Raw genomic sequence first — 26,879 nt, forward strand, 5'->3', positions numbered from 1 at the left:
CGTCACCTCACTCATCACTAAGACGCATGCTAGCGACGTCATAGTACATCAACAGCTTCTCGTCCTCCTGCAGGACGTTCTCCGGCAGCTTCGCCGCGACGCTTACGATGGTCTTGTAGTCCTGACCGTCGTAGGCAGCCTTGAAGCCGGTACGCACCGCTTCGGTGCGGAACAGCTTCAGCTTGCGTTCCTTTGCGTGCTTATAGGTTTCGAACTCCGTCAGCAGCGCCCTTTCGCGCAGCTTCTCAAGATCACCCTGCTTGCCCGGATCGGGCACATACCAGCGATCCGCCGCCTTGGCTGCCAGTGACGGATCATCCTTGGCGAGATTGCGAAGTTCTCTGAAGTTCGTGGAGAGGTATGAATGGATTTGGCTCGGGACCGGTCCATTACCGTCATAGTTGATACAGTTCTGTCGCAGGATTTCCTTGAGCTCGACCGTCTGCTCGTGATTTGCCCAGTTCTGAATTTCGCGCATGAAGGCGGGCTGGAGATCCTGGAAGCTTCGAGGCTTGTCCTGAAGCTCGCGACGGACCCACTGAATTGCGCTCGCTTCGTCGATCACAAAAAGGCTCAACTGGCGCAACTCAGCGGCCGTGTTACGCTTGCGATCATATTCGACAACCTGCGTCGGCAGGAAATACATGCCGTCGCGCTCTGGATAGCGCTGGTTCAAACCTCCTAGAAACTCAGCGGTTGAAAGCGGCACCGAGAGTTGGCGTTGCACGTGAAAGGCGACCATACGGTCGTGCAGAACCTGAGCAGTGCGTTCGGCGATCACATCGGCGACGCCCTCAGCACTTGAGAATATGGGGACGTGGCCGAGATGCTCGGTCACGAAGGCCCAAGCGTTGTCTGGCGACGACGTACCGAGTGCAAATCGCTCAGCCAAGGCCTCGGTCGGCTTGTAGGCTGAGATGACAAGATCCTGCTTGACCGCAGTGCTAGTCACTTGCCGATAGGAGCCTTGCTGCTTGTCCAGCGTCCTAACGTCCGCGACAACGAACCCGGCGGTCCCAAGCGCCTCTTGTATAGCGCGCCAAACGGCATTTGCCGAATTGCTGAAAACAACCGTCATCCAGCGGCCCGGCTTCAGGACGCGAGCATACTCATCAAAGCATGCTCGCATGAGCGCCTGATAGTCGAGAATGCTCTTCTCTTTGCCGCTATCGACGATGGCCTCCGGATCGGAGTCCGTTATCACGCGATGCCAAGACTCTACAAGATAGTTGAGGTCAGCGTAGTAGATGTTTTCACCGAAAGGCGGATCAGTGAATATGTAGTCTATTGAGGCGTCGTGAACTGACAGACTTGCGCATGTTCCAGTCGAAACCATCGTCGCGCGCCCCCTAGGGGGCGAGGTGTTAAATGCACTAAGCAGCCTTTTTAGTTTTCCGTCTAGTATATACCAAGGGCTGACTTCAGATGACTGCGACGCCACATAGTAAACGCCGCTTAAGGCGCGGTTCACTTGGGAGAAATGCGACGGGCTGTATCGATTCAGAAGCGACATTCCCCAGATCGATTGTTCGACGAAGAATAGCAGCATATTCCGTAAGCGAACGTCGCGTTCGGCGATTGCGCACCGCCAAAGGGCCGCTAATGCATGCAAGGCGCGCGGCAGAAAGAGATGGTGCACGTGAGTAAACCCTTTCGGGGCTAAGCGCGTACCGTGTGACATTCTGTCAGTAGGGAATGCATTGGTTGGGATCTCTCCAGGCAGAGTTAGTTGTGCAATCCGCTCCAGAGTCCGCAGGTCGCTTTGATTCGGTGTCTTTTCGTGCGTTGCTTTTCCAACATTGTAGTTAATCAATGCGGGGCGAAAACGAACCCTTTTCCAGGGCTGCTTAGAAGCCGGGTCGATGAGCGTTTCGAAGTCTCTTTCGAGGTCATCTTTCGTCAGTTCCGCTGAACAGTGCGGACAGGGAAAGCGGTCAAGGACACGTTTCGTTGATGGATCGAGCGCCTCCTCAACGAAGTTCACTTCCCCGGCGCATTCCGGGCAGGTGAAGACCTCGCTCCAGACCGTGAAGTTAATTCTGCCCTTGGACGTTCCATCCGTGTGAAGCGTCTCGTACATCCAGCCGAGGTCCTTCTCGACTTCGGTGAGGACGCGCAGGGCGGCTCTGCCAAAAGCTGCCACGTCGAACGGCAACGTATAGTTCGCGGCGATGAAGGTGGCTGCGGGCCCGAGGTCGTTCAAGATCGACCGACGTGCGCCCCATTGCGGCTTCGGCAGCCCCTGTTTCGACCACTCCGCTTCGAGTTGCTTGCGATACTCCGCCGGCGCCGAACCACACCACTGCGCGGCGACGCCCGTCATGCCCGAGCCAGCGAAACCATCGAGCACGATATCGCCCGGCTCCGTATAATGGAGGATCGACGGAACGATCGCGAGATGCGGCACCTTCGTATGATAGCCGTGCGCCCTGTAGAGGGCGTCGGTCTTACCGACGCTTGTGTCGACAGCGAAGGGGTCGCGTTCATAGCGCTCCTTCGGATCGTAGGGCTTGCCGTAGGCGCGCGCGAAGTCGGCGAGGAAGGGATTGGGACATGCGGTGTACCAAGGAGCGTCGGACATGCGGATGATGTCTTCGTCGGTTCCTTTGGGGAACCCCGCCGTCTTGCGGAACTCGGGATCCGCAAGCCTCTCCCGCAGCCGACCGGTGAAGTAGATCCGGCGAGCGTCCTCACTGTCGAACGTCATTCCGAGGCATTCGACCCTGCTCCTTTCTAGGGCTTGCTGCTCCAGCGACTTGTCCAGAAGGCGGAGCTGTCCGGTGGCATCCGCGAATAGATCATCGCTAAGCGCCGATTTACCTCTCTTGGCCATCGGCTTTTTCCTCGTCTTTGATTTGCTTGGCGACAATCTTTGCTCCCACCTCTGTAATCGAGTATCGCTGCCGCGGGTGGTTGGGATTGTCGGGATATTGAGGCTGAAGAAGTCCGCCATCTAGGAGTGGCTTGAGATGCAATCGGGTGAAGTTTGCTCTATGTGTGACCCCTAACAGCTCCATTAGCTCTGCCAGGCGGCGTGGCGTGTCGCAGGCGGCCAAAAGAACACGCTGTGCCTCGCTGAGCGTGTCAACCGCGCGTAGAACTCTTTTGCTGCCATCAGCTGAATCTGCAACTTGGTCAGTGACCAGGTTACTCGGACCGACCGGAGGTTGGTCAGTGACCAAGCTCGTCTGGGCGGCTTTCGGAGCGCCATCTAGGGGCCATCGCTCGCGAAGCTGCTCAGCAAGCTCATATCTCACCCCCTCCTGCCGCTCTATCTTTTTGGCGAGCACTTGGGTTTGCAGCCGCTCTAGAACCGCCATGACTTCTGCGCTTCCGATGCCAAGCGATGCACGAAACTCCGAAAGCGAGACTTGGGGCTGACCACAGAGGATGGCGAGCGCGTTGGCTTCCGCGTCAGAAAGGCGTGCGCCTAGAGATGCTTGAAAAAGAAGCTGCCGCTCCGACATCAGTTCCTTGGCTAGCAGTGATAGCCGGAAGCTATAAGAGCCTAAATCATTGACGATTTCCGGGGGGACCCGGCCACGATTCCGCCAGTCGCGGAAGATTGCACCGATACCCGTCCCGGCCTGTTCGCTCAAACCGACGCGGCGAAACATTGAAACGATCAGGGGATTGCGAACATCTTTCGCGCCGGGCTCAAGAAGTTCAGCCTTGTTGGCGAGCGCCACGCCAGGATTTTCGAACACGACACGATCTGGATGGAACGCTAACATCGCGGACCGTGTTGTCTCTTCAAAATCCTGGTGCATGAGAAGGTTGATAGCAGCCTCTCGGAAGGAGACAAAATCCTCGGGGCGATCTTGGCGCTCCATGGTCTTCATTTCGATCGCGAAGGGTTTTGTGGCATTTTGGACATAGCGAGTGGCTAGTTGTTCCCAGCAGATCCATAGGTTTTCCTCGCATAGCAATCGGTCAACCCACCTTTGCTCGGGACTTGGAGAACCCCATTCATGAGTGGCCCAGCGACAATCGACTATCGGACGAGGCATCATAGTACGCAGCGCAGGACCCGTGCCGAAAAGAAGTATCGCGGCTCGCGTTGGGCGCAGCCGCCCCTCGACATGGGCCGCTAAGGCCCAATGCTCCAAAAAATGCGCGTCGTCGAAGTTATTGCAAGAATTAGCAGGGTCTCGCGTTTGGAAGCGATGGCGATAGCGAGATAACGTTGGAGTATCGATTGCAGTCGTCAGATCGAAATCGACAATCTCCGATTCGTACCGTTGACCATCGGCAGCACGAAGGAAACGTCTAACATCTTCCTCGCTGCAGCGTTGATCGCCACCTCCGCGACGAATAAAGCTTTTTCTAATATCCCGGTCAAGGTGGACCGGTTTCCGCTGCCTCTCCGCTTCTCCAATAAAAAAAACGAGTACGTGCTTGTCATCAATTTTAAGGAGATCTTCTTTGATCGCAAGCTGACAGCTTATCTTGTCGCGGCTGTTGAGCTGCGACAGCAAATCTCCTTGTACTTTATCGACATCAATGACGCCTATCACCTCATAAGCTCTATTTTCCTCCTTTACGCCGAACACAAGGTGCCCTCCGGAGGAATTTGCAAATGCCGACACCGTCTCCAGAGCGCTACGAGGGACCGCCCACGACGCCTCCTTAACCTCGAGGTCGGTCCACTCAGCGCTAAGCAGTCGTTCGATCAGTTGATCGCGAGAGAGCGTCATTCTATCACCACTCGGACCTTAGACGAGTCCTTGCCCTTGGCCAGGTTGGCGACATAGCGGTCGAAGCGTTCGTGTAGGTCGCTGACTGTGCAGGGAAGTCCGCCATCGGAGAGAGCAGCCCGTAGATCAGCACTGCCGAGCGTCACCTTTTGCAATCCGCTCAACACTTCCTGCAGGGCTCTCACAAAGGCCGGGTTTACAGGATCCGGCAACTGCTTACTGCCCAGGAATGCCTGTAGTTCGCTCTTTCCACTGTTGTCGCTGACCAACTCGATGTTTGCAGATACGGTCGGGTCTTCGAGATTGGTACGCAGTGTGTCCGTCCAACCACGCACGATACCGTCCAACACCTCATCAAGGTCGGACAGGGCTTTCTTTGCAGCTGCGCCGCCTGCAGGTTCTTCCGCGGGCCGGAAGCCGCAATGTGGGCACAATGGATCGCTTTCAAGGTCTGGACGACCGAGCTGGAAGCAGGTCTTCAGTGCAAACAGTCTGTTCTCGAAATCCCGCAGTTGCGGCGTTGGCATCATCTCCACGTTGGCGATCTTCTGAATCTGAGCGAGGCGGGGATCTTTGGCGAGGTTTGCCTTGCGTTTGTCATCGTTAGCCCCGAGGCGAGAGCGCTCGTGCGCGGCCAGGTAGGCATCTTGGTATTTGGTCTTCAGATCGCTCAGGGTCTGGGTCAAAAAGCGCTTGAAATCAGCTTCCGGGCGCTGTTTTGGATTTGCAATCCGCCCCATGAGATCGGCGCGCGCTGTTCGTACCTTGTCCTGCCAAGGATGTGTCGGGTCGAGCAGCGCCTCTGCCTTGCCGAGGTAGGACGTCAGTGGATTGGACTGCTGGAGCACCGTGCCAAGCTCATCGACTTCGCGGGAGAGCCCAATCGCTGGCTTCTGCCCCAGGACCGCTGCAGAGTCATGTGCGAAGTTCTTGAGCTTGCCGGTTGTGTTGAACGGCTGGAGCGATTCAAGGAATCCCTTCAAACTGCCTAGCCGGTCTCTCCAGTCTTTCTGCTCCTGGTCGGACAGAACGGGACGGCCCCAGAAGATCAGGTCGGGAATGCGCGCCTGGGCGGCGGCGACCTTGCCGAGAATTTCGCCGGCGCGCTGCTGAATCTTGGCCACACCTTCATCCCGGTTCGCAGGATTGACGATAAGCCCTTTTGGCACATCCAACAGGTCACATAGATCCTGGAGCGGACCGAGCGGCAAATCGCGAGGCCTATCGATGTGCTTAAACTCAGTGAAGTCGGCAATTCCGACCTTGGCGAACTGATCGATCTCGGCAGCGTCAACTTTCTTGCCGGCGAGACTGAGGACGACGTCGCCGCTGTGAACCAGCGCAGCCAGAACCACGCTTAAAAATTCAGGCTCGATGCGAAATTTCGTCCAATAGTCGACACCCGCCTCCGAGGCTACCAGTTCAGATCGATTAAGAACTTGGCCCTGGCCCTTCTGACTCAAGGCGTCGAGCACGTACTTTGCATAGCGTGAGTTGCGCGGCTTGAGCATCTCGCCGTCGAGCAATTCCAACGCATCGAGAATTGCTGTGCCTTGCTTACTCTTCACGCTGCCGGCGATCCACCGTAGCGCCTCTTGCGCGGCCTGATCGCGGTTCTGTCGCGTGACCAGAACACTAAAAATCGGGTATTCAGGGCTTCGGTCCGCAAAGTGGGGCGCTAGGAGAGCAGAACCAGCGGTGTTGACATAGTCCTTGACCGTCGCATTGGGGGGGAGCTTGCCGCGAACCACTTCCAGCAGCGCCTTAGACCGCCCTTGATGAACAACTTCGACCGCCGTCGGCATATGTTCACGGAGCCAAGACGTAAGCGTCCGGAGGTGATCAGCGGCCTTATTTTCGTAGATATTCTTGTTGCTGCCGGAGGCGGCAGCCGCCTGCTCGCGAGCGCCAGCATAGAGGCGCAACGTGCGGTCGAACGTATCGTCGCGCTCCTTCAGCTTGAAAAAGACCTCGTCGGCCGTCTTCTCGTCTTTGAAATAGGGAGTATCGAACGGCTGCAGGAAATAGAGATAGAAATCGCGAACGGGCTGCGCGGTCGAGCGCTCGTTCGGAGCTCCGAAGAATAGATACCCGCTTCTTCCAGCGCGTCGTTCTCGCCACTCGATCTCATGTTCCCAGATACGATAGCCGCTTACGTAGGGCGCCGCATCGGGGTCTTCGAGGACAACCCGACGCAGCGCGTCGAAATAGTATCGATCGAGTTGCGTGTCGCTGAGTGTCTCCGCTCGCTTCTCAATGAGAGAGTCGAAATCGACATCTTTTTTCAGGTCGAGGAAATATTGGCCGTTCTCCTTGTTGAAACTGAGAAACTGTCCGCTCACCGTTCGCAGCAGTTCCTTGAGCACTGTCTCGACAAGTGTACGGAGGAAGCCCGCGTCCTTTTCTGGAACAGGTAGCATCAGGCAGAGATCGTCCCTCAACTCCTCCGCGGTTGCTCCGATAGGCGCATATATATCTGATGTCGTCAGGCGGTGGACGGACAGTGCGTTCACAATGCGAATGGCAGCAGGCTTATATTGTGGACGGGTAAAAGCTTGCTCTACCCGAGCGCTGAGAACACCGCTGCGGTCGATGACTTCCTTGATAGCGGGATCGGATCGGAACGACGGATTATCTCGCAACACGCCCCAGTAAGAGTCGTAGGCAATCAGACCGGTATCATTGGGCGGAACATCCAGATCTATAATGCGGCGAATTGCGGCGCTAAGTGTCTTCAAAATCTCGCGCTTTTCGGCAACGTACACGCGTTCGAAAGTGTCGAGATATGCCGGGTGTACCGGAAAAAGACGAACAAACTCCTCCATTCGTTCATTCAGGGAGCCGTAGAGAGGTGCAAACTGCTTTAGGTGCTCCCGTATCAACGCCTGCTGGTTGGCATCCTTCTTGAGGATTCGCTCGGCCACCACGAAGGCAACGTCATCGCGAGCGATGCGGACCTGTTCGAAGCGATCCTTCACGCGCCGGAGCGTATCAGCGACGAACTGAAAGCGTGGATTGTCGAACAGGCTCTCTTGCACGCCGGCAATGAAGCGGAAGCGAGAGCCCTTGCAGACCTCACCTAGCTCGCGAAGAAAAGAAAGGTCGAGGCTAAGCGCTTGGTCAGCGCGAGAGCGCAGATAATCGAGGAGCTCGTCGAGGACGAGGATCAGGCCACGATCGGGGTGCTTGGCCTGAAACGTGGCCATCATTTCCTGGAAGGCGGATTTGTTTTCATGCCGATCGTCGGTTGACGGAAATTCGTAGGTGACTCCAAGGCGCGACAGGCCATCTTCCAAGACAGAGCATACAATGTCCCGCAGGGACATCGTCGTGGAACCGATCTCTGCGCGGACTACGCAGAACCGGCCGGCAACATCGGCTGCCTTTTCAGCGACCTTCGGATTGGTCATCCGGGAAACAAGATCACCATGTTCGGCGATCGCCGAGATAACCGCCATAAGGTGCGATTTACCTGTGCCATAGTTGCCGACGACGAGAATGCCCTTATTGTCCGCTGGCTTGGTGAATTGAAGCTGCGGAAATACAAGATCACCCAGCAGGTCGGCCATTCGGTCGGAAATGACGAATGTTTCGACCAGGCGACGGGCGTCTGCGGCCGTGTCTGCTTCGCGGAGCTGGACGACCGTTTCAATCGGCCCGAACTGAATCAAATCTGAGTATTTCATTTTGTCTCCTCCCGAGGCAATCCATTGTCTGGCCGATCGGCTTCGCCGGCCTTTACGATCACCGCTTGGGGCGTCAGATATCGCCGTGCTTCCGGGTGGCCGGGAGCCGCATATGTCAGATTGGCACCTTCGAAGTCTCCCGGCCAAGCCGCAACAATCGTGCGGTTTCGGGAGAGTGATTGAAGAAGCTTAAGCGGGTCCTGCGCTAGCTCTGTCGCGAAGAGCAGCTCGATATTGTCAAGCAGGACAACGCTGGAATTCTTGGCGCTAACGATGTCGTCAAGAATGCCCGCGGCTCGAACGGCCCGCTGCCGATGCGTAAGCGCGAGGAGCCGCTCCGCCAAAGAGAGATTGACATTAACCCGAGGCCACTTGTGCGTGGCGGCTAGCTCACTGATGGCAGCGGTCTTGCCGGCGCGTGCCGGCCCTACCGTCAAAATCAGTTTGTAATAGGTGTCTGACGTCTTGGGCAGTACATCCTGGATCTGAGAAGCAAGTGATCTGGACACGTCAGGTCTGACCTTCACCGCGCACGGCTTCTTTCTGCTGCTCGATCAAGCTGTCGAGATCTACACGCTTGAATCGCCATTGGCCGCGCACTTTGAAAGCCGGTAGCATGTCCTTGCGAGCCATAGCGCAAACACTCGTTTCGGCGGCTTTGAACATTTTCGTCATCAGAATTCGGCTAACATGCACAAGCGCCTAGTGGGAATCGGTAACAAGAGATGACAGAGAACGCACACTGGCGCCAGCGTACGCAACTTCAGGACGCCAGCATCGAGACATCTGGGCTGGTCTCCGGTGGAGTCAGTTGCTGACAGGCCAATTCGTTACGTTGGCGAATGAGAAACTTAGGCCGCCGGATCGGAGCCCTGCGAAACGGCTTTCGTGTGAAACTTAATCGTTTTGCGGTACCGCCATCGCGACTTCGCAGGCTAAAATGATCGATTGCAGAAGAGCAAGAGCACTTGTGTTGCCATCGATCGTAGAGGCGACTAGCGCAGGGAAATCGTGGGTGTACCGCGCGTCAATTTCGGTCAGGTGATGCTGCCGAGCCAGGCGAAGGAGCATGTCGCCGGTCCGTACTTATAGCGTACATCATCACAAATGTTCTTCAGCGCGGTATGGGCTAAATACTTGGAAATGTTGGCTCCCCGGGCCGGATTCGAACCAGCGACCAACCGGTTAACAGCCGGTTGCTCTACCACTGAGCTACCGGGGAACAGAGGCTCTTGCGTGAGTGGGGCAGCCTATAGCAAACCCGTTTCGGCTTTGCAAAGAAGCATTTCGCATTTTTTCGATGCTTTTTGGCGCGAGGCTTGCTGGCAATGGCCGGCGAGCGCCCTCATATGAGCTGTCTCTCGCCTGTCAAGGAACAGAAAAGGCCGTTGCGGCTTTCTCCGGCTGATGGTGCTACTGATGCAAACGGATCGACATTTCACATGACGGCAATGAGCGACGAACAGCCACCGGCCCGGAAAATCTCGGTCTTCGGCCGCCAGTTCACCATGCCGCGCTCGCGCGGCCTCAGGATTGCGATCGGCGTCGTGCTGATCATCGGCGGCATTCTCGGCTTCCTGCCGATCCTGGGTTTCTGGATGGTGCCGATCGGATTGCTGGTGCTCTCCTACGAATTCGCATTGGTGCGCCGTCACCGGCGCCGCTTCGTCGTCTGGTGGGAGCGACGGCGCCGGCCGGATTGAGACTGCCCTGCTGACAGGCCGGTATCCGGCAATTGTTTGAGAGCGGCGTGGTCGTCCAGGCCTCACCGAGGCTGGTCGAAACAGCTTTCCAGGCGTTCGCAAAGCTCCTTGAGAACGGCGGTAGCCGATGCCAGCCGCGCCCGGTCGCGCGGCGGCAGGCTGTTTGCGCCTTCTATGCTGAGGCGGTCGATGGCATAGCGCACAAGCTCTGCAGACTGCGACAATCCGCGCGACGTGCCGTCCTTCGTAGCTGCTCGACGCATGGCGGAGCCTCCTCTTTGCCCAACGTGGCCGCCGGTTTCGGGTTCCCGTCGCCCAGAATCATGCTTAACGATAAGCTAATATGTTATTGCTAAGATGGGCATTGCGTTGATAAGGCAGGGCATGGAATGTCGAGGAACCGTTGGGAATGCATGGTGGCCGCTTGACGGCATTTTCGCCGCAACCTATTGGAGCCGGGTGGAACGCCGGGAGCAATGAGGCCTCGTGGCGGAGTGGTTACGCAGAGGACTGCAAATCCTTGCACCCCGGTTCGATTCCGGGCGAGGCCTCCAATGCCCGAGCTCCCGCGCGTCAGCGCCAGGGGGCTTCAGTTCCGGTCGAAACAGCCGCGGCCTTTGCGCGGCAAGCGGATGGTTGGAACATGAGCGCTGATTTTGCCGAACGCCGGGTGAAGATGGTCGACGGCCAGATCCGCACCACCGACGTGACCAGCGCGCCGTTGCTCGAGGCGATGCTTGTGGTGCCGCGCGAGGCCTTTGTTGCCCCCGGCCAGCGCGATCTTGCCTATATCGACGAGGACATCCGCATTGCCGATACGGCCGATGGCCCGCGCTATCTGATGGAACCGTCGCCATTGGCCAAGCTGATGCAGCTGGCCGATATCGGCCCAAGCGATTCGGCACTCGATGTCGGCTGCGGCACCGGCTATGCGGCGGCGATCCTGTCGCGGCTGGCAAGGTCCGTGGTCGCGCTGGAAAGCGATGCGGCGCTGGCCGAGACCGCCACTTCGACGCTTGCGGCACTCGGTTGCGGCAATGTCACCGTGGTCCAGGGGCCGCTGCCGCAAGGCCACGCAGATAAGGCGCCTTACGACGTCATCCTGATCGGCGGCAGCGTCGGCGAGGTGCCGGCGGCGCTGTTCGACCAGCTTGCCGAAGGCGGCCGACTCGTCGCCGTGGAGGGGCAGGGCAATTCGGGCGTAGCCCGGCTTTTTTTTAAGACTGGAGGGGTTGTAACGGGAAGACGCGCATTTAATGCGGCAATTAAGCCACTACCGGGATTCGAACGCATTCCCGCCTTCGAATTCTGAGTGATTTTGCCTTGCAGCGAAGGCGCTGTCATGATCGCTTGCGTTTGAACAATCGTTGCTGATCTGCATAACCGGGTGTTTCTTGGGGGCTTTCAGCGGGGGAACGATAAAAAACGCGGCGCCGGCTGATCAGAAGGAGAAGCCAGCGTGGCGCAGTTCCCGTGCAAAACGAATGAGGGAATATAACGTGCCGTCTGTACGCAAGTTGCTTTTTACCGCTGTCCTCGTTTCGGCGACCGCGCTTTCTCCAATGGCCGCCTCGGCCGAAACCATTCTCGGGGCCCTTTCAAAAGCCTATCAGAACAATTCCTCGCTTAATTCGACACGCGCCGGCGTTCGCGTCACCGACGAGGGCGTTGCAATCGCAAAGTCCGGCTGGCGCCCGACCATCACCGGTTCCGCGGACATCGACTACACCAGCACCCATATCAATGGTACTAGTCGAACCGCGCGCATAACTACCGGCAACTTTGGCGTCCAGATCAATCAAACCCTGTTCGACGGCTTTCAGACCAGGAACAACGTCGCGGCCGCCGAAGCGCGGGTCAGCGCCTCGGTCGAGAGCCTGCGCAACACCGAAGAAAACACCCTTTTCAACGCGGCAAGTGCCTATATGGACGTCATCCGCGACCGCCAGATCGCGGTGCTGACCGAACAGAACCTGCAATTCCTGACCGAGCAGGCGCGTGCGGCGCGTTCGCGCTTCGAGGTCGGCGAAGGTACCCGCACCGACGTCGCGCAAGCCGACGCGCAGCGTGCCTCCGCGGTGGCGCAGTTGAGCGCCGCCCGCGCCACGGCGCTGGCAAGTGCCGCGACCTATCGCCAGATCGTCGGCGATGAGCCCGGCCGTCTCAGGCCGGCTTCGCCGCTGTCGAAGCTGTTGCCGTCGAGCCTCGATGCAGCGATCGCGATCGCATCGGCCGAACATCCGGCCATCCTCGCCACCGAGCACCTGGTCGACGCGGCGGCGTTTTCGGTTAAATCGGCCGAAGGCGCGCTGCTGCCGCAGCTTTCGGCTAGCGCCGGCGTTTCCGGCGACTATCGCAACACGGTTCCGGGCGTTCTTGGGGCATCGCAGGATGGCACAAGGACGTCGGCGAACATCGGCGCGACACTGACCGTGCCGATCTATTCCGGCGGACGGACCTCGGCGACCGTGCGCCAGAACAAGGAATCGCTCAGCCAGGCGCGGATCGAAGTCGACGTGAGTCGCGACCAGGTGCGCCAGGCCGTTACCTCGGCATGGTCGCAATACACCGCCGCGCAGCAAAGCGTCACGGCCAACCGGCAGGTGGTCGCCGCCGCGCAGCTTGCCCTGAACGGCGTCATCGAAGAGCGCAATGTCGGCCAGCGCACCACGCTCGACGTGCTCAACGCGCAGGCGACCCTCATCACCGCCAAGATCAATCTTGTCAGCGCCGAACGCGACGTGGTGGTGGCGAGCTATGCCATCCTCTCGGCGGTTGGCCATTTGTCGGCAGACCGCCTTGCGCTCAACGTGACGAAGTACAGGCCCGAAGAGCATTACAACGCCGTCAAGGACAAGTGGATCGGTCTGCGCACGCCGGACGGCCGCTGATCGCCAGGCCGTGTTTTCAGCCCGCGCTCGAACGACGCGCGGGCTTTCAACTCCCGACCCTAATCTGTTGAAATCCGAGATGTCGCCAGATTGGGGATTCTCGCAAGCCGTTCCGTCGGTTACGCTGTTGCCATGATTCGAATCCGGCATTGCCGGACAGGAAATCTGAGAACGAGTCACAAGGGCGGCGGATGTGACGATGGCGACGGCAAGCAGCGTACAGCGCGAACCTTCCATGGAAGAAATACTAGCTTCCATCAGAAGGATCATCGAGGACAGCGATACCGGCCGCAAGCAGCCGGGCGACGCCGACGAGCTGCGCCAGGATCTGCAACCGGCGCCGGCAGCCGGACTGGCAGCGGAGGGGGATGCGTTCCGCTCCGAACTGCGCGGCGGACTGGAGATCGCCAAGCCGGCCACGCGCGCCGAGGTGCAGCCAACGGCCGCGCCGGTCATTGAGCCCCTGGAAACGCCGCTGCGCGCCGGCCCGGAAAAGGCAGCGGTGACGCTGGCTGAGGTGAACACCGCTCCCGCAAAGCCGGATCGGCCTGCGACAGCCAAGGCTGCCGAGACGACCGACACCATCATCGCCGATTGGCGGCGCGAGATCGCGGCGGTCGGCGACGCGATGGCCAAGCCGGAGCGCGCCGAGCCACGCCGGACGCCGGACGCCGAGCCGAAAGCCGAGGTTTTCGAGAACGAGGCGACTGCTGAACCTGTGCCGGAGCCTTCGGAAATTGGGCCGGAGCCTTCGGAAAGCGGCCCGGAACGTTCTAAAATCGGCCCGGAATCTTCTAGAATCGGATTGGCGCGTCCGGCGGCCAGCGAGGCGCCGTCCCTTCGGCCGGCGATCCTTTCGGAGCATACGGGCCGGCAGGTTGCCGCCGCCTTCGGTGAGCTTTCAGACGCGTTTGCCAGCCGCAGCAAGAAGACCTTCGACGAGATGGCCGAGGAGATGCTGCGGCCGATGCTGCAGGACTGGCTGGACAACAACCTGCCGACGCTGGTCGAGCGGCTGGTGCGCGAGGAAATCGAGCGCGTCGCGCGCGGCGCGCAGTAGCAATTCGGAGAGCCGCCAATGGGCGGCGCTGGACCGGCGAATTGTCGAAGTCGGCGCTGCCCCTCATCCGCCTGCCGGCACCTTCTCCCCGTATAGTGACGGGGAGAAGGGGTTGACCGCAATTTAGGCGCCTTTTCCGCAACGTTCGTGACTGGCGAAAGCTTCAGTGCAGGCGTTTTTCTCCCCGTCACTATACGGGGAGAAATGCCCGGCAGCGGCATTCGCACAGTCAGCGCAAACCTGAAGCGATTGCCTTGCAACATTCAGTCCCGCGAGTTGCACCGAACCATCCCGGCGCTATCTATTGGCCATGCCGCCCTTGCGGTTGACTTGGCAACAACCTTCCGATTTACACCGGACCACAAATTCCGGACAGCGCGGACCGTTTTCCCATGCTCGAAAAGACCTACGACGCCAAAGCCGTCGAGCCGAAGATTGCCAGGATCTGGGAAGAGGCCGACGCGTTTCGGGCCGGTGCCGGGGCCGAGGAGGGGGCTGAAGCCTTCACCATCGTCATCCCGCCGCCGAACGTCACCGGCTCGCTGCATATGGGTCATGCGCTCAACAACACGCTGCAGGACATTCTGGTGCGCTTCGAGCGCATGCGCGGCAAGAACGTGCTGTGGCAGCCGGGGATGGACCATGCCGGCATCGCCACGCAGATGGTGGTCGAGCGCCAGCTTATAGAAAAGCAGATTCACCGCCGCGACCTGACGCGCGATGAGTTCATCGACAAGGTGTGGGAATGGAAGGCAGAATCCGGCGGCGCCATCCTCAACCAGCTGAAGCGGCTCGGGGCCTCGGCCGACTGGAGCCGGGAGCGCTTCACCATGGACGAGGGCCTGTCCAAGGCCGTGCTCGAAGTGTTCGTGACGCTCTACAAGGAAGGGCTGATCTACAAGGACAAGCGCCTTGTGAATTGGGACCCGAAGCTGTTGACCGCCATCTCGGATCTCGAGGTCGAGCAGCAGGAAGTCAACGGCAACCTCTGGCACTTCCGCTATCCGGTCGAAGGCATGACCTTCGATCCGGAAAATCCGAAGACCTTCATCACCGTTGCGACGACCCGCCCGGAGACGATGCTGGGTGATACGGCTGTCGCCGTCCACCCCGACGACGAACGTTTCCGGCATCTCGTCGGCAAGAACCTCATCCTGCCGATCGTCGGCCGCAGGATCCCGGTGGTGGCGGACGAGTATTCCGATCCCGAAAAAGGCAGTGGTGCGGTCAAGATCACGCCGGCGCATGACTTCAATGATTTCGAGGTCGGCAAGCGCCACCGGCTGCCGGCGGTCAACATCCTCACCGTCAATGCGGCGGTGAGCCTCAAGGACAATGAGGACTTTCTCGCCGGACTGGAAGTGACGCCGGAGCGCCAGGCCGTCTGGGACAGCCTCGACGGCCTCGACCGTTTCGATGCGCGCAAGAAGATCGTCGAGCTGATGCAGGCGGGCGGCTTTCTCGAGAAGGTCGAGCCGCATCGCCACACGGTGCCGCACGGCGACCGCGGCGGCGTGCCGATCGAGCCGTTTCTGACCGACCAGTGGTATGTCAATACGGCGGAACTGGCCAAGCCGGCGATCGCCTCGGTGCGCGAGGGCCGTACCAATTTCGTGCCCAAAAACTGGGAAAAGACCTATTTCGACTGGATGGAAAACATCCAGCCCTGGTGCATTTCGCGCCAGCTCTGGTGGGGCCACCAGATCCCGGCCTGGTACGGGCCGGACGGGCATGTCTTTGTCGAAAAGACCGAGGAAGAGGCGCTCGGTGCCGCCGTCGAATACTATCTGGCGCTGGAAGGGCCGTGGAAGGCCTGGGTCGAGGACAAGCTTGAGAATTTCCAGCCTGGCGAGATCCTGACCCGCGACGAGGACGTGCTCGATACATGGTTCTCGTCGGCGCTGTGGCCGTTCTCGACGCTTGGCTGGCCGGACCAGACGCCGGAGCTGAAGACCTATTACCCGACCGACGTGCTGGTGACCGGTTTCGACATCATCTTCTTCTGGGTCGCCCGCATGATGATGATGGGCCTGCATTTTATGGACCAGGAGCCGTTCCATACGGTCTACGTCCACGCGCTGGTTCGTGACAAGAACGGGCAGAAGATGTCGAAGTCGAAAGGCAACGTCATCGATCCGCTCGAGCTCATCGACGAATACGGCGCCGATGCGCTGCGCTTCACCTTGACTGTGATGGCAGCGCAAGGCCGCGATGTTAAGCTCGATCCGGCCCGCATTGCCGGTTATCGCAATTTCGGCACCAAGCTGTGGAACGCGACGCGCTTCGCCGAGATGAACGAAGTGGCGCGCGACGACGATTTCTGGCTGCAGGACGCCAAGCTGGCGGTCAACCGCTGGATCCTGACGGAGCTGACGCGAGCCGCGCGCGACATAACGGACGGCATCACCTCATACCGCTTCAACGAGGCGGCGGGTGCCGCCTACCGCTTCGTCTGGAACCAGTTCTGCGACTGGTACCTGGAACTGCTGAAGCCGGTGTTCATGGGCACCGACGAGGCCGCCAAGGCCGAGAGCAGGGCCTGCGTCGCCTTCGTGCTCGACGAGATCTACAAGCTGCTGCATCCGATGATGCCGTTCATGACCGAGGAACTGTGGGCCGAAACCGCCGGCGAGGGCAGGCAACGGCAATCGCTGCTTTGTCATGCGGCATGGCCGTCGCCCGACTTCGAGGACGAGGCGGCCGCCGCCGATATCAACTGGCTGATCGACCTTGTCTCCGGCATCCGCTCGGTGCGTTCGGAGATGAACGTGCCGCCGGCGGCTATCGCACCGCTCGTGGTGATCGGCGCCAACGACGCGACACACGAAAGGCTCGAGCGTCAGAGCTCGGCTATCAAGCGTCTGGCGCGGGTCGGCGACATCTCGCTCGCCGAGGCGCCACCCAGGGGATCCGCCCAGATCGTCGTCAACGAGGCGACGATCTGCCTGCCGCTCGGCAGCCTGATCGACCTTGCCGCCGAGGCAGCGCGCCTGCACAAGGAGCTTGCGAAGGTGACCGAGGAAATAGCGCGGCTCTACAAGAAGCTGTCCAACGAGAAATTCGTCGCCAACGCGCCGGAAGAGGTGGTGGAGGCCGAGCGTGAAAAACTCGCCGAATATCGCGAGGCGCAAGAGAAGCTTTCGGTGGCATTGGCGCGGGTGCGCGATGCCGGTTGATCGAATAGATTGGGCCGGTTGATCGAACAGATTGGGCCGGCTGATCAAACAAGTTGATCGAACAGATTGGGCCGGCTGATCAAACAAATTGGGCCTGCTGGCCGCAATAGATTCGCCGGTCACGAATCTGCCTTCCAGACAGGCCGCCTGCCACGAAAACGGGCATTCCGCAGCGTAAATCTTGAGGCAAACTGAATGTTTTTGCCCCATTGTTGCCGTAATGTAACAATGGCTAATTGGGCACGCAAAATGCCCTGTTTTGTAGTGATTTAGGGGTTTTTCCCGAGTTTTCTCGTCGATCTGTATTGTGGCGGCCATTTTCCCGCCTCGGTAAGAAGGCCGACACCTTGTCGGAAATGCGTTCAGCCAAGCTGTACATGTACGCACGGCGAATTCGTTGTTGCGCCGTTAACCTGAATTGGTTCTAGCTTGATGCAAGGATATTTCGGGGAGGAGATTCATGTGTTATTCGCGTCTGAAAGTGCTGCTGGGCGCGGGGGCTTTTTCGCTGGCTTTGGCTGGGACGGTGCAGGCCGGGGGCTTTGACCGGGGCGGCGTCAACATCGACCAGCTGTTCGACGCGGCGCCATATTCGTTCGACGCAGGCGTCACCTATGTTTCGCCACAGCGCAAACTCAAGAATGTGCAGCGTCTCGATGGCTCGGGTTTGTCGACATCGGCGGTGGACGTTGGTGGCGATTATGCGGTGCCGCATGTCGGCATCAAGGCCAACATCTTTGAGCCCGTAGACTGTCTTGCCACCTATACGAGACCGTATGGTGCGGACGCGAATTTCGGCATGAACAACGCCTATTCGCCGACAGCGGTCAAATACGCCGTCGACACAGACGATTTCGGTCTCACCTGCTCCTATAAGGTGAACGTCGGCAAGGGCTCCGTACGATTCATCGGCGGTGTCTCCTACCAGCAGGTAGACGCGTTTCTTTCCCGTCAGACACTGCTCGCCTTCGGCAATACCGGCCTCGGTGTCTTCAAGCTATCCGACGAGGCATGGGGTTGGCGTGCGGGCGCAGCCTATGAGATCCCCGAGATCGCTCTGCGCGCCAGCCTGATGTACTCTTCGAGCTACAAATATGACGGGCTGTCGGGAACCGTCGACACGACCGGCTTCAGGGGCGCCTTTCCAGCGGATCTGATTCCCGGCTCTACCGGCGTGTACCCAGTCTCGGCGTCGGCTGAGATACCTCAGGCTCTGGAATTCAAGCTGCAGAGCGGCATAGCTCCTGGCTGGCTGGCCTTTGGTTCCATCCGCTGGCAGGAGTGGAGCAAGCTTGGCGTCATTGCCATCAATGGCGTGCGCAGTCCGGTAACCGGTTTGCCCTCGCCCGTTTCATTCGACCTGCTTTATCGCGACGGCTGGACGGTCACGGGCGGTATCGGGCACAAGTTCACCGATCAATTGTCGGGCGTGGTTTCGCTGACCTGGGATCGCGGCACCTCGACGACCTCCGGCTATCAGTCGGATACCTGGGCCGTCGCCAGCGGCGTCTCCTATTCGCCGAACGACCAGGTCGAGGTCAGGCTCGGCGGCTCGATCGGTGTGCTGACGAGCGGGTCATCGACTTTCAGCGGTGTCGGCGACGTGGCAAATGCCGTTACCTACACCTACGGCAACGACCTGCTTCTCGCTGGTTCGGCTTCCGTCAAGATCAAGTTCTAACTATTGAATTTTAAACGACAAAACGGCCGGGCGCTGCCCGGCCGTTTTGTTCGGTGCGTCATCCGGCATTCGGCCAATGCAACAAATTGCCCCCCATGATGTTCGCTCCGATAATTGTGACGTTTTGGCAACAGTTTCTGAACAACCCTCGCGTCGCCCGGCCGCCCGAGAACATTGCCTATTTCCCGCCATAAACCCGGCGCACCTCGAACCTGTCTCGGGACATGCGCCAAAAGGCTAGGCGAAGAGGCAGGCCGCACCGCCCGCGGCAAGGACGAGTATGGACGCCAGAGCGATCTCCAAGGCCAAGCTGCCGAGCCGCCACGTGACCGTTGGTCCCGAGCGGGCGCCGCATCGCTCCTACCTTTATGCAATGGGGCTGTCGGCGGCCGAGATCGCGCAGCCTCTGGTCGGTGTCGCCAGCTGCTGGAACGAGGCCGCCCCCTGCAACATCTCGCTGATGCGCCAGGCGCAAGTGGTCAAGAAGGGCGTGGCGGCCGCCAACGGCACGCCACGCGAATTCTGCACCATCACCGTCACCGACGGCATCGCCATGGGTCATCAGGGCATGAAGTCGTCGCTGGTGTCGCGCGAGGTCATCGCCGACTCGGTCGAGCTCACCATGCGCGGCCATTGCTACGATGCGCTGGTTGGATTGGCCGGTTGCGACAAGTCGCTGCCCGGCATGATGATGGCCATGGTGCGCCTCAACGTACCGTCGATCTTCATCTATGGCGGCTCGATACTGCCCGGCAGCTACCGTGGCCGGCAGATCACCGTGCAGGACGTGTTCGAGGCGGTCGGCCAGCATTCGGTCGGCACGATCGGCGACGCCGAGCTGCTCGAGATCGAGCAAGCCGCCTGTCCGTCGGCCGGCTCCTGCGGCGCCCAGTTCACCGCCAATACCATGGCCACCGTCGCTGAGGCGATCGGCCTGGCGCTGCCCTATTCCTGCGGCGCGCCGGCACCCTACGAGATGCGAGACCGCTTCAATTTCGCTTCCGGCGAAAAGATCATGGAGCTGATCGCAAGGAACATCCGCCCGCGCGACATCGTTACTATAGAAGCGTTGGAAAATGCCGCGACCGTGGTCTCGGCCACCGGCGGCTCGACCAACGCGGCGCTGCATCTGCCGGCGATCGCGCACGAGGCCGGGATAAAGTTCGATCTTTTCGACGTGGCCAAGATATTCGAGAAAACACCCTATATCGCCGACCTCAAGCCGGGCGGCAAATACGTCGCCAAGGACATGTTCGAGGCCGGCGGCATTCCGCTCTTGATGAAGACGCTGCTCGACCATGGCTATCTTCACGGCGATTGCCTGACGGTGACCGGCCGCACTTTGGCCGAAAATATGGAACATGTTTCCTGGAATGACAGCCAGGATGTGGTCCGTCCCGCCAATAGGCCGATTACCCAGACCGGCGGGGTCGTGGGCTTGAAGGGTAACCTTGCCCCCGAAGGCGCGATCGTGAAGGTCGCAGGCATGGCGGAACTCAAATTCTCGGGTCCGGCACGCTGCTTCGATTCGGAAGAGGAATGTTTCGAGGCTGTTACGCACCGTAACTATAGCGAAGGCGAGGTTCTCGTCATCCGTTACGAGGGTCCGCGCGGCGGCCCGGGCATGCGCGAAATGCTGTCGACGACGGCGGCTCTCTACGGCCAGGGCATGGGCGGCAAGGTAGCGCTCATCACCGACGGGCGTTTTTCGGGCGCAACACGCGGTTTCTGCATCGGCCATGTCGGGCCGGAAGCGGCAGTGGGCGGCCCGATCGGGCTGCTTAGGGATGGCGACTTGATTTCGATCGATGCGGTGAACGGCACGATCGAGGTTGCATTGTCCAAGGCCGAACTGGCGGCGAGGGCAAAATCATGGAAGGCGCGCACGACCGACTATCAGTCGGGCGCGATCTGGAAATACGCACAGACGGTCGGACCTGCCCGCGACGGCGCGGTCACCCATCCCGGCGGTGCCAAAGAAACACACTGCTATGCGGACATCTGAGTTGTTGAGGTCGTCTGTCCTTTCGGCACTGGTTGCGCTCGCCACGTTTGGCGCGACCTTGGGCGCCGTCGGCCAGGCCATGGCCTTCGACGACAAGGTGTTCGACGACAAGACCGGCGTGAAGCCGCAGTCGAGCCCGTGGGCGGTGTTCCAGTTCGGCTTTTCCGCCTACAAGAACGGCCATAAGGAGCAGGCCGCGGAAGCCTATAAATATGCCGCCGAGAACGGCCAGATCGGCGCCACCTGGAAGCTTGCGCGCATGTATGCCGAAGGCGATGGCGTGGCGCGAGACGACTACGCGGCGTTCAAGTTCTTCAGCGAGATCGTCGACCAGGATGTCGAGCCCGGTTCGCCCGAGGAAAGCTATGTTTCGGACGCGCTGGTGGCGCTCGGCGACTATCTGAGGAAGGGCATTCCCGGCAGCCCCGTCGAGGAGAACGAGGTGGCGGCCCAGGAATATTACATGCGTGCCGCCGCCAACTACCGCAACCCGAACGCCCAGTTCGAGATGGGCCAGATGTTCCTCAAGGGTGAGGGCGGCGTCAAGGCCAGCGTCAAGCAGGCCGGACGCTGGTTCCAGCTGGCGGCCGAAAAGGGCCATGCGGGCGCGCAGGCGACGCTCGGCAACCTGCTTTTCCAAAGCGGCAAGATCGTGCGGGGGCTGGCGATGATGACCGCGGCGCTCGAACGGGCCTCACCCGCCGACCAGCCATGGATCCGCGGCATGCAGGAAGAAGCGTTTGCGGCCGCCGGCGAAGCCGACCGCCGCACCGCGATCTCGCTGGCCGACGACATCCTCACCAAGGGTGGCGGCGACCAATAGGTCGGCAGAATTTCCGTTTTGAGATCAATTGTCGGTCGGTTCCGCCGGCATGCCGCTGGGCGCCGGTGTTGAGATCGGCGTGCCCTGCAGATGTGGGGCCAGCGTGTTCTCCGGGCAGCCATCCCGCTGCTTTGTCCAGGATGTGTTGTTGAGCACCATCTCGCAACGGGCGAGGTAGCTTTGGCCGGCAAGCGTCAGGCAGGCGACCCGGCCGATCTGGAATGATTTGCCGTTAGCCAGGCACTCTGCATCGGCAAAAGCCGGCGTCGCCACCGCCATCGCAAGCGCGCAGCCGATCGGGCAAAGTGCAAATCGAGTAGTCATGGGAACCCCAGCCACCATGATGATTTCTCATTAAGCGCGCGATTTGTGGCGATAAGAGGTCAACTTATCATTGTGCCGCCGGACAGCAGCTCCGGTCAGGCCGGCTGCAGCGCCAGATCGATCGCCACCGGCACGTGGTCGGAGGGTTTTTCCCAGGCGCGCACCTGTTTTTCGATCGAAGCCGAGGAAAACCAGTTGGCGGCTTCGGGCGACAGAAGCAGGTGGTCAATGCGGATGCCGTTGTTCTTCTGCCAGGCGCCGGCCTGATAGTCCCAGAACGTAAAAATGTCCGGGGCGTCGGTGACGGCACGCACGGCTTCGGTGAAGCCGAGATTCTTCAGCCGCCGGAACGCTTGCCGCGTCGCGGGCTGGAACAGTGCATCGCTTAGCCAGTTTTCCGGATACTTCGCGTCGATCGGCTCGGGAATGACATTGTAGTCGCCGGCCAGGACCAGCGGCTCTTCCAGAGCAAGCCGCTCCTCGGCCCAGCGCTCAAGTCGCGCCATCCAGGAAAGCTTGTAGGAGAACTTCTTCTCGTCGTCGATCGGGTTGCCGTTCGGCAGATAGATCGAGGCAACGCGCAAGGCGCCCTTGTCGGTCGAGAACACGCCCTCGATGAAACGCGCCTGCTCGTCGGCATCGTCGCCCGGCAAGCCGCGATTGACCTCGTCGAAACGCAGCTTCGACAGGATGGCGACGCCGTTGAAGCCTTTTTGGCCGTAAGTCTCGACATTGTAGCCGAGCGCCTCGATCTCGGCGCGGGGAAACTGCTCGTCGACCGTCTTGATCTCCTGCAGGCAGGCGATGTCGGGCGCGCTTTCCGTCAGCCAATGGGTCAAGTTGCCGATGCGGGCGCGAACGCCGTTGATGTTCCAGGTGACGATTTTCATGACGGCCTCGATAGGCTGGTGGTCCGGAGACTAGCGATCCGGTGGATGACGTTCGACAAGGCCGATCGTATTGCCTGCCGGGTCCTTTAGGAAGGCCATCCATTCGCTTTCCCCCGCCTGGCCGAACAGGCCTTCGGTGTCGCGATGGACGAGCGCCGGCGGCGCGGTGAAGGGAACACCCGCGGCCCTTGCCGAAGCGTGGAACTCGTCGAGGCCCGATATGTCGAGATAGACGGTGCCGGCAGGCAGGCCGTCGGTGAAAAGCAGGCGCACGTCACCGGCCATGATAAAGGCGATGCCCGGCGGATCGAAACGCGCATGCAGGTTCATGCCGAGCACCTCGCGCCAGAACGCCAGCGTCGCATCGAGGTCGCGCCCGGCGGAAAGCGCGACCTGACGGACCGCGCCGATGTCGGGCATTTCTAGATCGAGAAGCTGGTGCCGCAGCCGCAGGAGGCGACCGCATTGGGGTTTCTGATCTGGAACGACTGGCCCATCAGATCGTCGACGAAATCGATCACCGAGCCGCCCATATAGACCAGCGACAGGTCGTCGATCAGCACGGTGGCGCCGTCCTTCTCGATGGCGACGTCGTCGTCATTGCGCCTGTCGACCAGGTCGAACTTGTAGGAGAAGCCGGAACAGCCGCCGCCCTCGACCGAAACGCGCAGCGCCGTCTTGCCGGCTTCGCTCGCCACAATCTTGGCGATCCGCCTGGCGGCGGCGTCGGTCATCTCGACTTTCATGGCGGTCTTGGCATCAGCGCCCATGGGCGTCACCTTGCTTTCGGTTTCGTATGATAGGTATGAAGCGCGACGGGGCAAGTCAACTGCGGCATACGCTATGACCAATGAGTTGGGCGACATCGGATTCGGCTATCGGCCGCGCGCGGCCTATGCCAGCGACCCGGCGAAGTCGCGCGGGCGGCTGTTCGACGAGGTGGAAAGCCCGACGCGCACGCCCTTCCAGCGCGACCGCGACCGCATCATCCATTCGACGGCGTTCCGCCGGCTGAAGCACAAGACGCAAGTGTTCGTCGCACACGAAGGCGATCATTACCGCACCAGGCTGACGCATTCGATCGAGGTCGCGCAAATCGCACGCGCTCTGGCGCGGGCGCTGCGCGGCGACGAGGACCTGGCCGAGGCGGTGGCCCTGGTGCACGACTTCGGCCACACGCCCTTCGGCCATACCGGCGAGGACGCGCTGAACGACAAGATGGCCGCCTGGGGCGGCTTCGACCACAATGCACAGTCGCTGCGTGTGGTGACGCGGCTGGAGCGGCGCTATGCCGAGTTCGATGGGCTGAACCTCACCTGGGAAACGCTGGAGGGGCTGGTCAAGCACAATGGCCCGCTGACCGATGCCAAGGGGAAAGGGCTGAAGGGGCCGGTGCCGCAGGCTATCCGCGACTATTCCGAACTGCACGACCTCGAGCTCGACCGCTTCGCTGGTATCGAGGCGCAGTGCGCGGCGATTGCCGACGACATCGCCTACAACACCCACGACATCGATGACGGCTTGAGGGCAGGGCTGTTGACGCTCGATATGCTGGAAGGCGTCTCGCTGCCGGGGTCGATCCTCAAGGGCGTGCGTCAGCGCTATCCGGCGCTCGATGACGTACGCACCGGCCACGAGCTGATGCGCCGGCAGATCACCATCATGGTCGAGGACGTGATCGTCTCGACGACGGCCAATCTGGCGCGCATCAAGCCTGACAGCGCCGAAGCGGTAAGGGCGGCCGGCGAGCCGATGGTGAGCTTCTCCGCCGAGACGGCCGTATTGGAAAAGGAGCTGAAGGCCTTTCTCTACAAGCACCTCTACCGGCATGCGGAGGTCATGCGGGTGCGCGCCGATGCCGACCAGATCGTCAGGGACCTGTTCGACGTCTATTTCGCCGATCCGCGCGCCATGCCGGATGGCTGGCGCGAAGGGCTCGACCGGGCAGAGGACCGCGTCAAGGCGCGCAGCGTTGCCGATTTCCTGGCTGGCATGACGGACACTTATGCACTCAAGGAACACAGGCGTTTGTTTGACCATACGCCGGATTTGAGCTAGGGCGGGCGCGATTTTGCCGGCCAACGAGCCGGATCCCTGCAAAACCGTCAGAGCCACAGCAATGAACATCTTCGCCGATTTCAACGCGCGAATCATAAAGGCCGTCGAAGCGCTTGATTTGAAAGACAAGGATGGCGTGTCGCCGGACCTGTCGCGCATCGCCGTCGAGCCGCCGCGCGATGCCAGCCAGGGCGATCTCGCGACCAACGCTGCCATGGTGTTGGCCAAGCCGACCGGCCAGAACCCGCGTGCGCTGGCCGAAAGGCTGGCTGAGGCGCTGCGCGCCGACGAGGATATCGCGGCCGCCGAGATCGCCGGCCCGGGCTTCGTCAATCTCAGGCTCAAGGACGGCTTCTGGCAGGCGCATCTGACGGCGCTGCTCGAAGAAGGCCGCAACTACGGCCGCTCGACTATCGGCGGCGGCAAGAAAACCAATGTCGAATATGTCTCGGCCAACCCGACCGGCCCGATGCATGTCGGCCATTGCCGGGGTGCTGTGGTCGGCGACGCGCTGGCCAATCTGATGGCCTTCGCCGGTTACGACGTGACCAAGGAATACGTCATCAACGATGCCGGTTCGCAGATCGACGTGCTCGGACGCTCAGTCATGCTGCGCTACCGCGAAGCGCTCGGCGATGAGATCGGCGACATTCCGGCCGGGCTTTATCCAGGCGACTATCTGATCCCCGTTGGTCAGGCGCTGGCCAGCGAATTCGGCCGCTCCCTGCTGCAGATGCCGGACGAAGAGGCGCTTGCCATCGTCAAGGACAGGACGATCGATGCGATGATGGCGATGATCCGTGAGGATCTGGCGCTGCTCAACGTGCATCACGACGTCTTTTTCTCAGAGCGCACATTGCATGCCAACAATGCCAAGAAGATTCGCTCGGCGATCAGCGACCTGACGCTGAAGGGCCACATCTACAAGGGCAAGCTGCCGCCGCCCAAGGGCGAGAAGCCGGAGGACTGGGAGGACCGCGAGCAGACGCTGTTCCGCTCGACCGCGGTCGGCGACGACATGGACCGGGCGCTGGTCAAGTCGGACGGCACCTTCACCTATTTCGCCGCCGATGTCGCCTACCTCAAGGACAAGGTCGATCGCGGCTTCGTCAACCTGATCTATGTGCTTGGCGCCGATCACGGCGGCTACGTGAAACGGCTGGAAGCGCTTGCCCGGGCGATTGCCGGCGACGAGGTCAAGCTTACCGTGCTGCTTTGCCAGCTGGTGAGGCTGTTTCGCGCCGGCGAGCCGGTGCGGATGGGAAAGCGAACTGGGAATTTCGTCACTCTTCGGGAGGTCATCGAAGAAGTTGGACGAGATGCAGTTCGCTTCATGATGCTCTACCGCAAGAACGACGCGCCGCTCGACTTCGACTTCGCCAAGGTGACCGAGCAGTCGAAGGACAATCCGGTGTTCTACGTGCAGTATGCCTCGGCGCGCTGCCATTCGGTGTTCCGGCAGGCGAGCGAGCAATTGGGCGAGGCCATGTTCGACCGCAACCAGCTGGCCGCCGAAGTGGCTTTGCTGACCGACGAGGGCGAGATCGGCCTGATCAGGAAGCTCGCCGAATATCCTCGGCTGATCGAAGCCGCGGCGCTCGCGCTCGAGCCCCACCGGCTGGCATTTTACCTCTACGAACTCGCTTCCAGCTTCCACGGACACTGGAACCGGGGCACCGATAATCCCGACTTACGTTTTGTTAAGGTTAACGACCGACAATTGACGCATGCCAGACTAGGGCTGGTGCAGGCTGTTTCGGACGTTTTGACGTCCGGCCTGACGCTGATCGGAGCCAATGCGCCCACCGAAATGCGTTAGGTTTGAGTAAAAAACCTGTCACCTTTTGCCCACATTGCGCTGGTAAGGGCCAACCCTACGCGACGT

General features: G+C 60.4%; 20 protein-coding genes and 2 tRNA genes. 11 read left to right on the forward strand and 11 right to left on the reverse strand.

The window, feature by feature from the left end:
* Positions 1 to 7: 7 nt before the first annotated feature.
* The 6 genes from NKI39_RS09140 to NKI39_RS09165 form a co-directional block, all read right to left on the reverse strand.
* Positions 8 to 2,833, reverse strand: coding sequence for a DNA methyltransferase (locus NKI39_RS09140; protein WP_352831510.1), 2,826 nt, complete (start codon positions 2,831 to 2,833; stop codon positions 8 to 10).
* Positions 2,817 to 4,697 carry an RNA/DNA-binding domain-containing protein gene (locus tag NKI39_RS09145; protein ID WP_352831512.1) on the reverse strand — a complete coding sequence of 627 codons (1,881 nt, stop codon included), beginning with the start codon at positions 4,695 to 4,697 and terminating at the stop codon, positions 2,817 to 2,819. Before NKI39_RS09145 ends, NKI39_RS09140 begins: the two co-directional genes overlap by 17 nt.
* A complete protein-coding gene (locus NKI39_RS09150; RefSeq protein ID WP_352831513.1) occupies positions 4,694 to 8,383 on the reverse strand; it encodes a DUF6079 family protein in 3,690 nt (1,229 codons plus the stop codon). Before NKI39_RS09150 ends, NKI39_RS09145 begins: the two co-directional genes overlap by 4 nt.
* Entirely contained in the window at positions 8,380 to 8,892 is a 513-nt protein-coding gene (gene brxF, locus NKI39_RS09155) for a BREX-3 system P-loop-containing protein BrxF (protein ID WP_352831514.1), read from the reverse strand. The genes NKI39_RS09150 and brxF overlap by 4 nt, the downstream gene beginning before the upstream one ends.
* Before the next feature lies 1 nt (position 8,893).
* On the reverse strand, positions 8,894 to 9,049 hold the full coding sequence (locus tag NKI39_RS09160; RefSeq protein WP_352831516.1) for a helix-turn-helix domain-containing protein: 156 nt from the start codon (positions 9,047 to 9,049) through the stop codon (positions 8,894 to 8,896).
* Positions 9,050 to 9,530: 481 nt separating this feature from the next.
* Positions 9,531 to 9,605, reverse strand: a tRNA-Asn gene (locus NKI39_RS09165).
* 220 nt (positions 9,606 to 9,825) lie between these two features.
* Between NKI39_RS09165 and NKI39_RS09170 the strand changes: the two genes are divergently transcribed.
* Positions 9,826 to 10,086: a hypothetical protein gene (locus tag NKI39_RS09170; RefSeq protein WP_023676401.1), complete on the forward strand. Its 261-nt coding sequence runs from the start codon at positions 9,826 to 9,828 to the stop codon at positions 10,084 to 10,086.
* A gap of 62 nt (positions 10,087 to 10,148) precedes the next feature.
* Here the strand turns inward: NKI39_RS09170 and NKI39_RS09175 are convergent, their stop codons facing one another.
* On the reverse strand, positions 10,149 to 10,349 hold the full coding sequence (locus NKI39_RS09175) for a hypothetical protein (RefSeq protein ID WP_156937330.1): 201 nt from the start codon (positions 10,347 to 10,349) through the stop codon (positions 10,149 to 10,151).
* Between the two features lie 217 nt (positions 10,350 to 10,566).
* On the opposite strand from NKI39_RS09175, the gene NKI39_RS09180 reads away from it, so the two are divergent.
* The 8 genes from NKI39_RS09180 (at position 10,567) to NKI39_RS09215 (ending at position 21,722) form a co-directional block, all read left to right on the forward strand.
* A tRNA-Cys gene (locus tag NKI39_RS09180) sits at positions 10,567 to 10,640 on the forward strand.
* 89 nt (positions 10,641 to 10,729) lie between these two features.
* Positions 10,730 to 11,398 carry a protein-L-isoaspartate O-methyltransferase family protein gene (locus NKI39_RS09185; protein ID WP_352500882.1) on the forward strand — a complete coding sequence of 223 codons (669 nt, stop codon included), beginning with the start codon at positions 10,730 to 10,732 and terminating at the stop codon, positions 11,396 to 11,398.
* A gap of 187 nt (positions 11,399 to 11,585) precedes the next feature.
* The gene (locus NKI39_RS09190) at positions 11,586 to 12,977 is read left to right on the forward strand and encodes a TolC family outer membrane protein (protein ID WP_023676398.1); all 1,392 of its coding nucleotides are present in this window, start codon (positions 11,586 to 11,588) and stop codon (positions 12,975 to 12,977) included.
* A gap of 199 nt (positions 12,978 to 13,176) precedes the next feature.
* Positions 13,177 to 14,037 carry a DUF2497 domain-containing protein gene (locus NKI39_RS09195; protein WP_352831518.1) on the forward strand — a complete coding sequence of 287 codons (861 nt, stop codon included), beginning with the start codon at positions 13,177 to 13,179 and terminating at the stop codon, positions 14,035 to 14,037.
* Between the two features lie 392 nt (positions 14,038 to 14,429).
* Positions 14,430 to 17,213, forward strand: a complete 2,784-nt coding sequence (locus tag NKI39_RS09200; protein ID WP_352831520.1) for a valine--tRNA ligase — start codon at positions 14,430 to 14,432, stop codon at positions 17,211 to 17,213.
* A 460-nt stretch (positions 17,214 to 17,673) separates the two neighbouring features.
* Positions 17,674 to 18,894 (forward strand): OmpP1/FadL family transporter, encoded by a 1,221-nt coding sequence (locus NKI39_RS09205; protein ID WP_352500879.1) that lies wholly within the window; start codon positions 17,674 to 17,676, stop codon positions 18,892 to 18,894.
* A gap of 280 nt (positions 18,895 to 19,174) precedes the next feature.
* Positions 19,175 to 20,899, forward strand: coding sequence for a dihydroxy-acid dehydratase (gene ilvD, locus NKI39_RS09210; RefSeq protein WP_352816843.1), 1,725 nt, complete (start codon positions 19,175 to 19,177; stop codon positions 20,897 to 20,899).
* Positions 20,886 to 21,722 (forward strand): tetratricopeptide repeat protein, encoded by an 837-nt coding sequence (locus tag NKI39_RS09215; protein WP_023678939.1) that lies wholly within the window; start codon positions 20,886 to 20,888, stop codon positions 21,720 to 21,722. The genes ilvD and NKI39_RS09215 overlap by 14 nt, the downstream gene beginning before the upstream one ends.
* A 24-nt stretch (positions 21,723 to 21,746) precedes the next feature.
* Here NKI39_RS09215 and NKI39_RS09220 read toward each other — a convergent pair whose 3' ends face one another.
* From NKI39_RS09220 to erpA, 4 genes are all read right to left on the reverse strand, one after another.
* Positions 21,747 to 22,064, reverse strand: coding sequence for a hypothetical protein (locus NKI39_RS09220; protein ID WP_023678938.1), 318 nt, complete (start codon positions 22,062 to 22,064; stop codon positions 21,747 to 21,749).
* A 77-nt stretch (positions 22,065 to 22,141) separates the two neighbouring features.
* Positions 22,142 to 22,936, reverse strand: a complete 795-nt coding sequence (gene xth, locus NKI39_RS09225; RefSeq protein WP_023678937.1) for an exodeoxyribonuclease III — start codon at positions 22,934 to 22,936, stop codon at positions 22,142 to 22,144.
* A gap of 30 nt (positions 22,937 to 22,966) precedes the next feature.
* Positions 22,967 to 23,356, reverse strand: a complete 390-nt coding sequence (locus tag NKI39_RS09230) for a VOC family protein (protein ID WP_352470415.1) — start codon at positions 23,354 to 23,356, stop codon at positions 22,967 to 22,969.
* Between the two features lie 2 nt (positions 23,357 to 23,358).
* Positions 23,359 to 23,706: an iron-sulfur cluster insertion protein ErpA gene (gene erpA / locus NKI39_RS09235; protein ID WP_254818314.1), complete on the reverse strand. Its 348-nt coding sequence runs from the start codon at positions 23,704 to 23,706 to the stop codon at positions 23,359 to 23,361.
* Between the two features lie 73 nt (positions 23,707 to 23,779).
* On the opposite strand from erpA, the gene NKI39_RS09240 reads away from it, so the two are divergent.
* Both NKI39_RS09240 and argS read left to right on the forward strand, forming a co-directional pair.
* Complete coding sequence (locus NKI39_RS09240; RefSeq protein ID WP_352831522.1) at positions 23,780 to 24,994, forward strand: deoxyguanosinetriphosphate triphosphohydrolase; 1,215 nt, start codon at positions 23,780 to 23,782, stop codon at positions 24,992 to 24,994.
* A gap of 61 nt (positions 24,995 to 25,055) precedes the next feature.
* Positions 25,056 to 26,813, forward strand: a complete 1,758-nt coding sequence (gene argS, locus NKI39_RS09245) for an arginine--tRNA ligase (protein WP_352831524.1) — start codon at positions 25,056 to 25,058, stop codon at positions 26,811 to 26,813.
* Positions 26,814 to 26,879 lie beyond the last annotated feature (66 nt).

Source organism: Mesorhizobium sp. M0664 (assembly GCF_040320565.1).
In the GTDB taxonomy this organism is placed as follows: domain Bacteria; phylum Pseudomonadota; class Alphaproteobacteria; order Rhizobiales; family Rhizobiaceae; genus Mesorhizobium.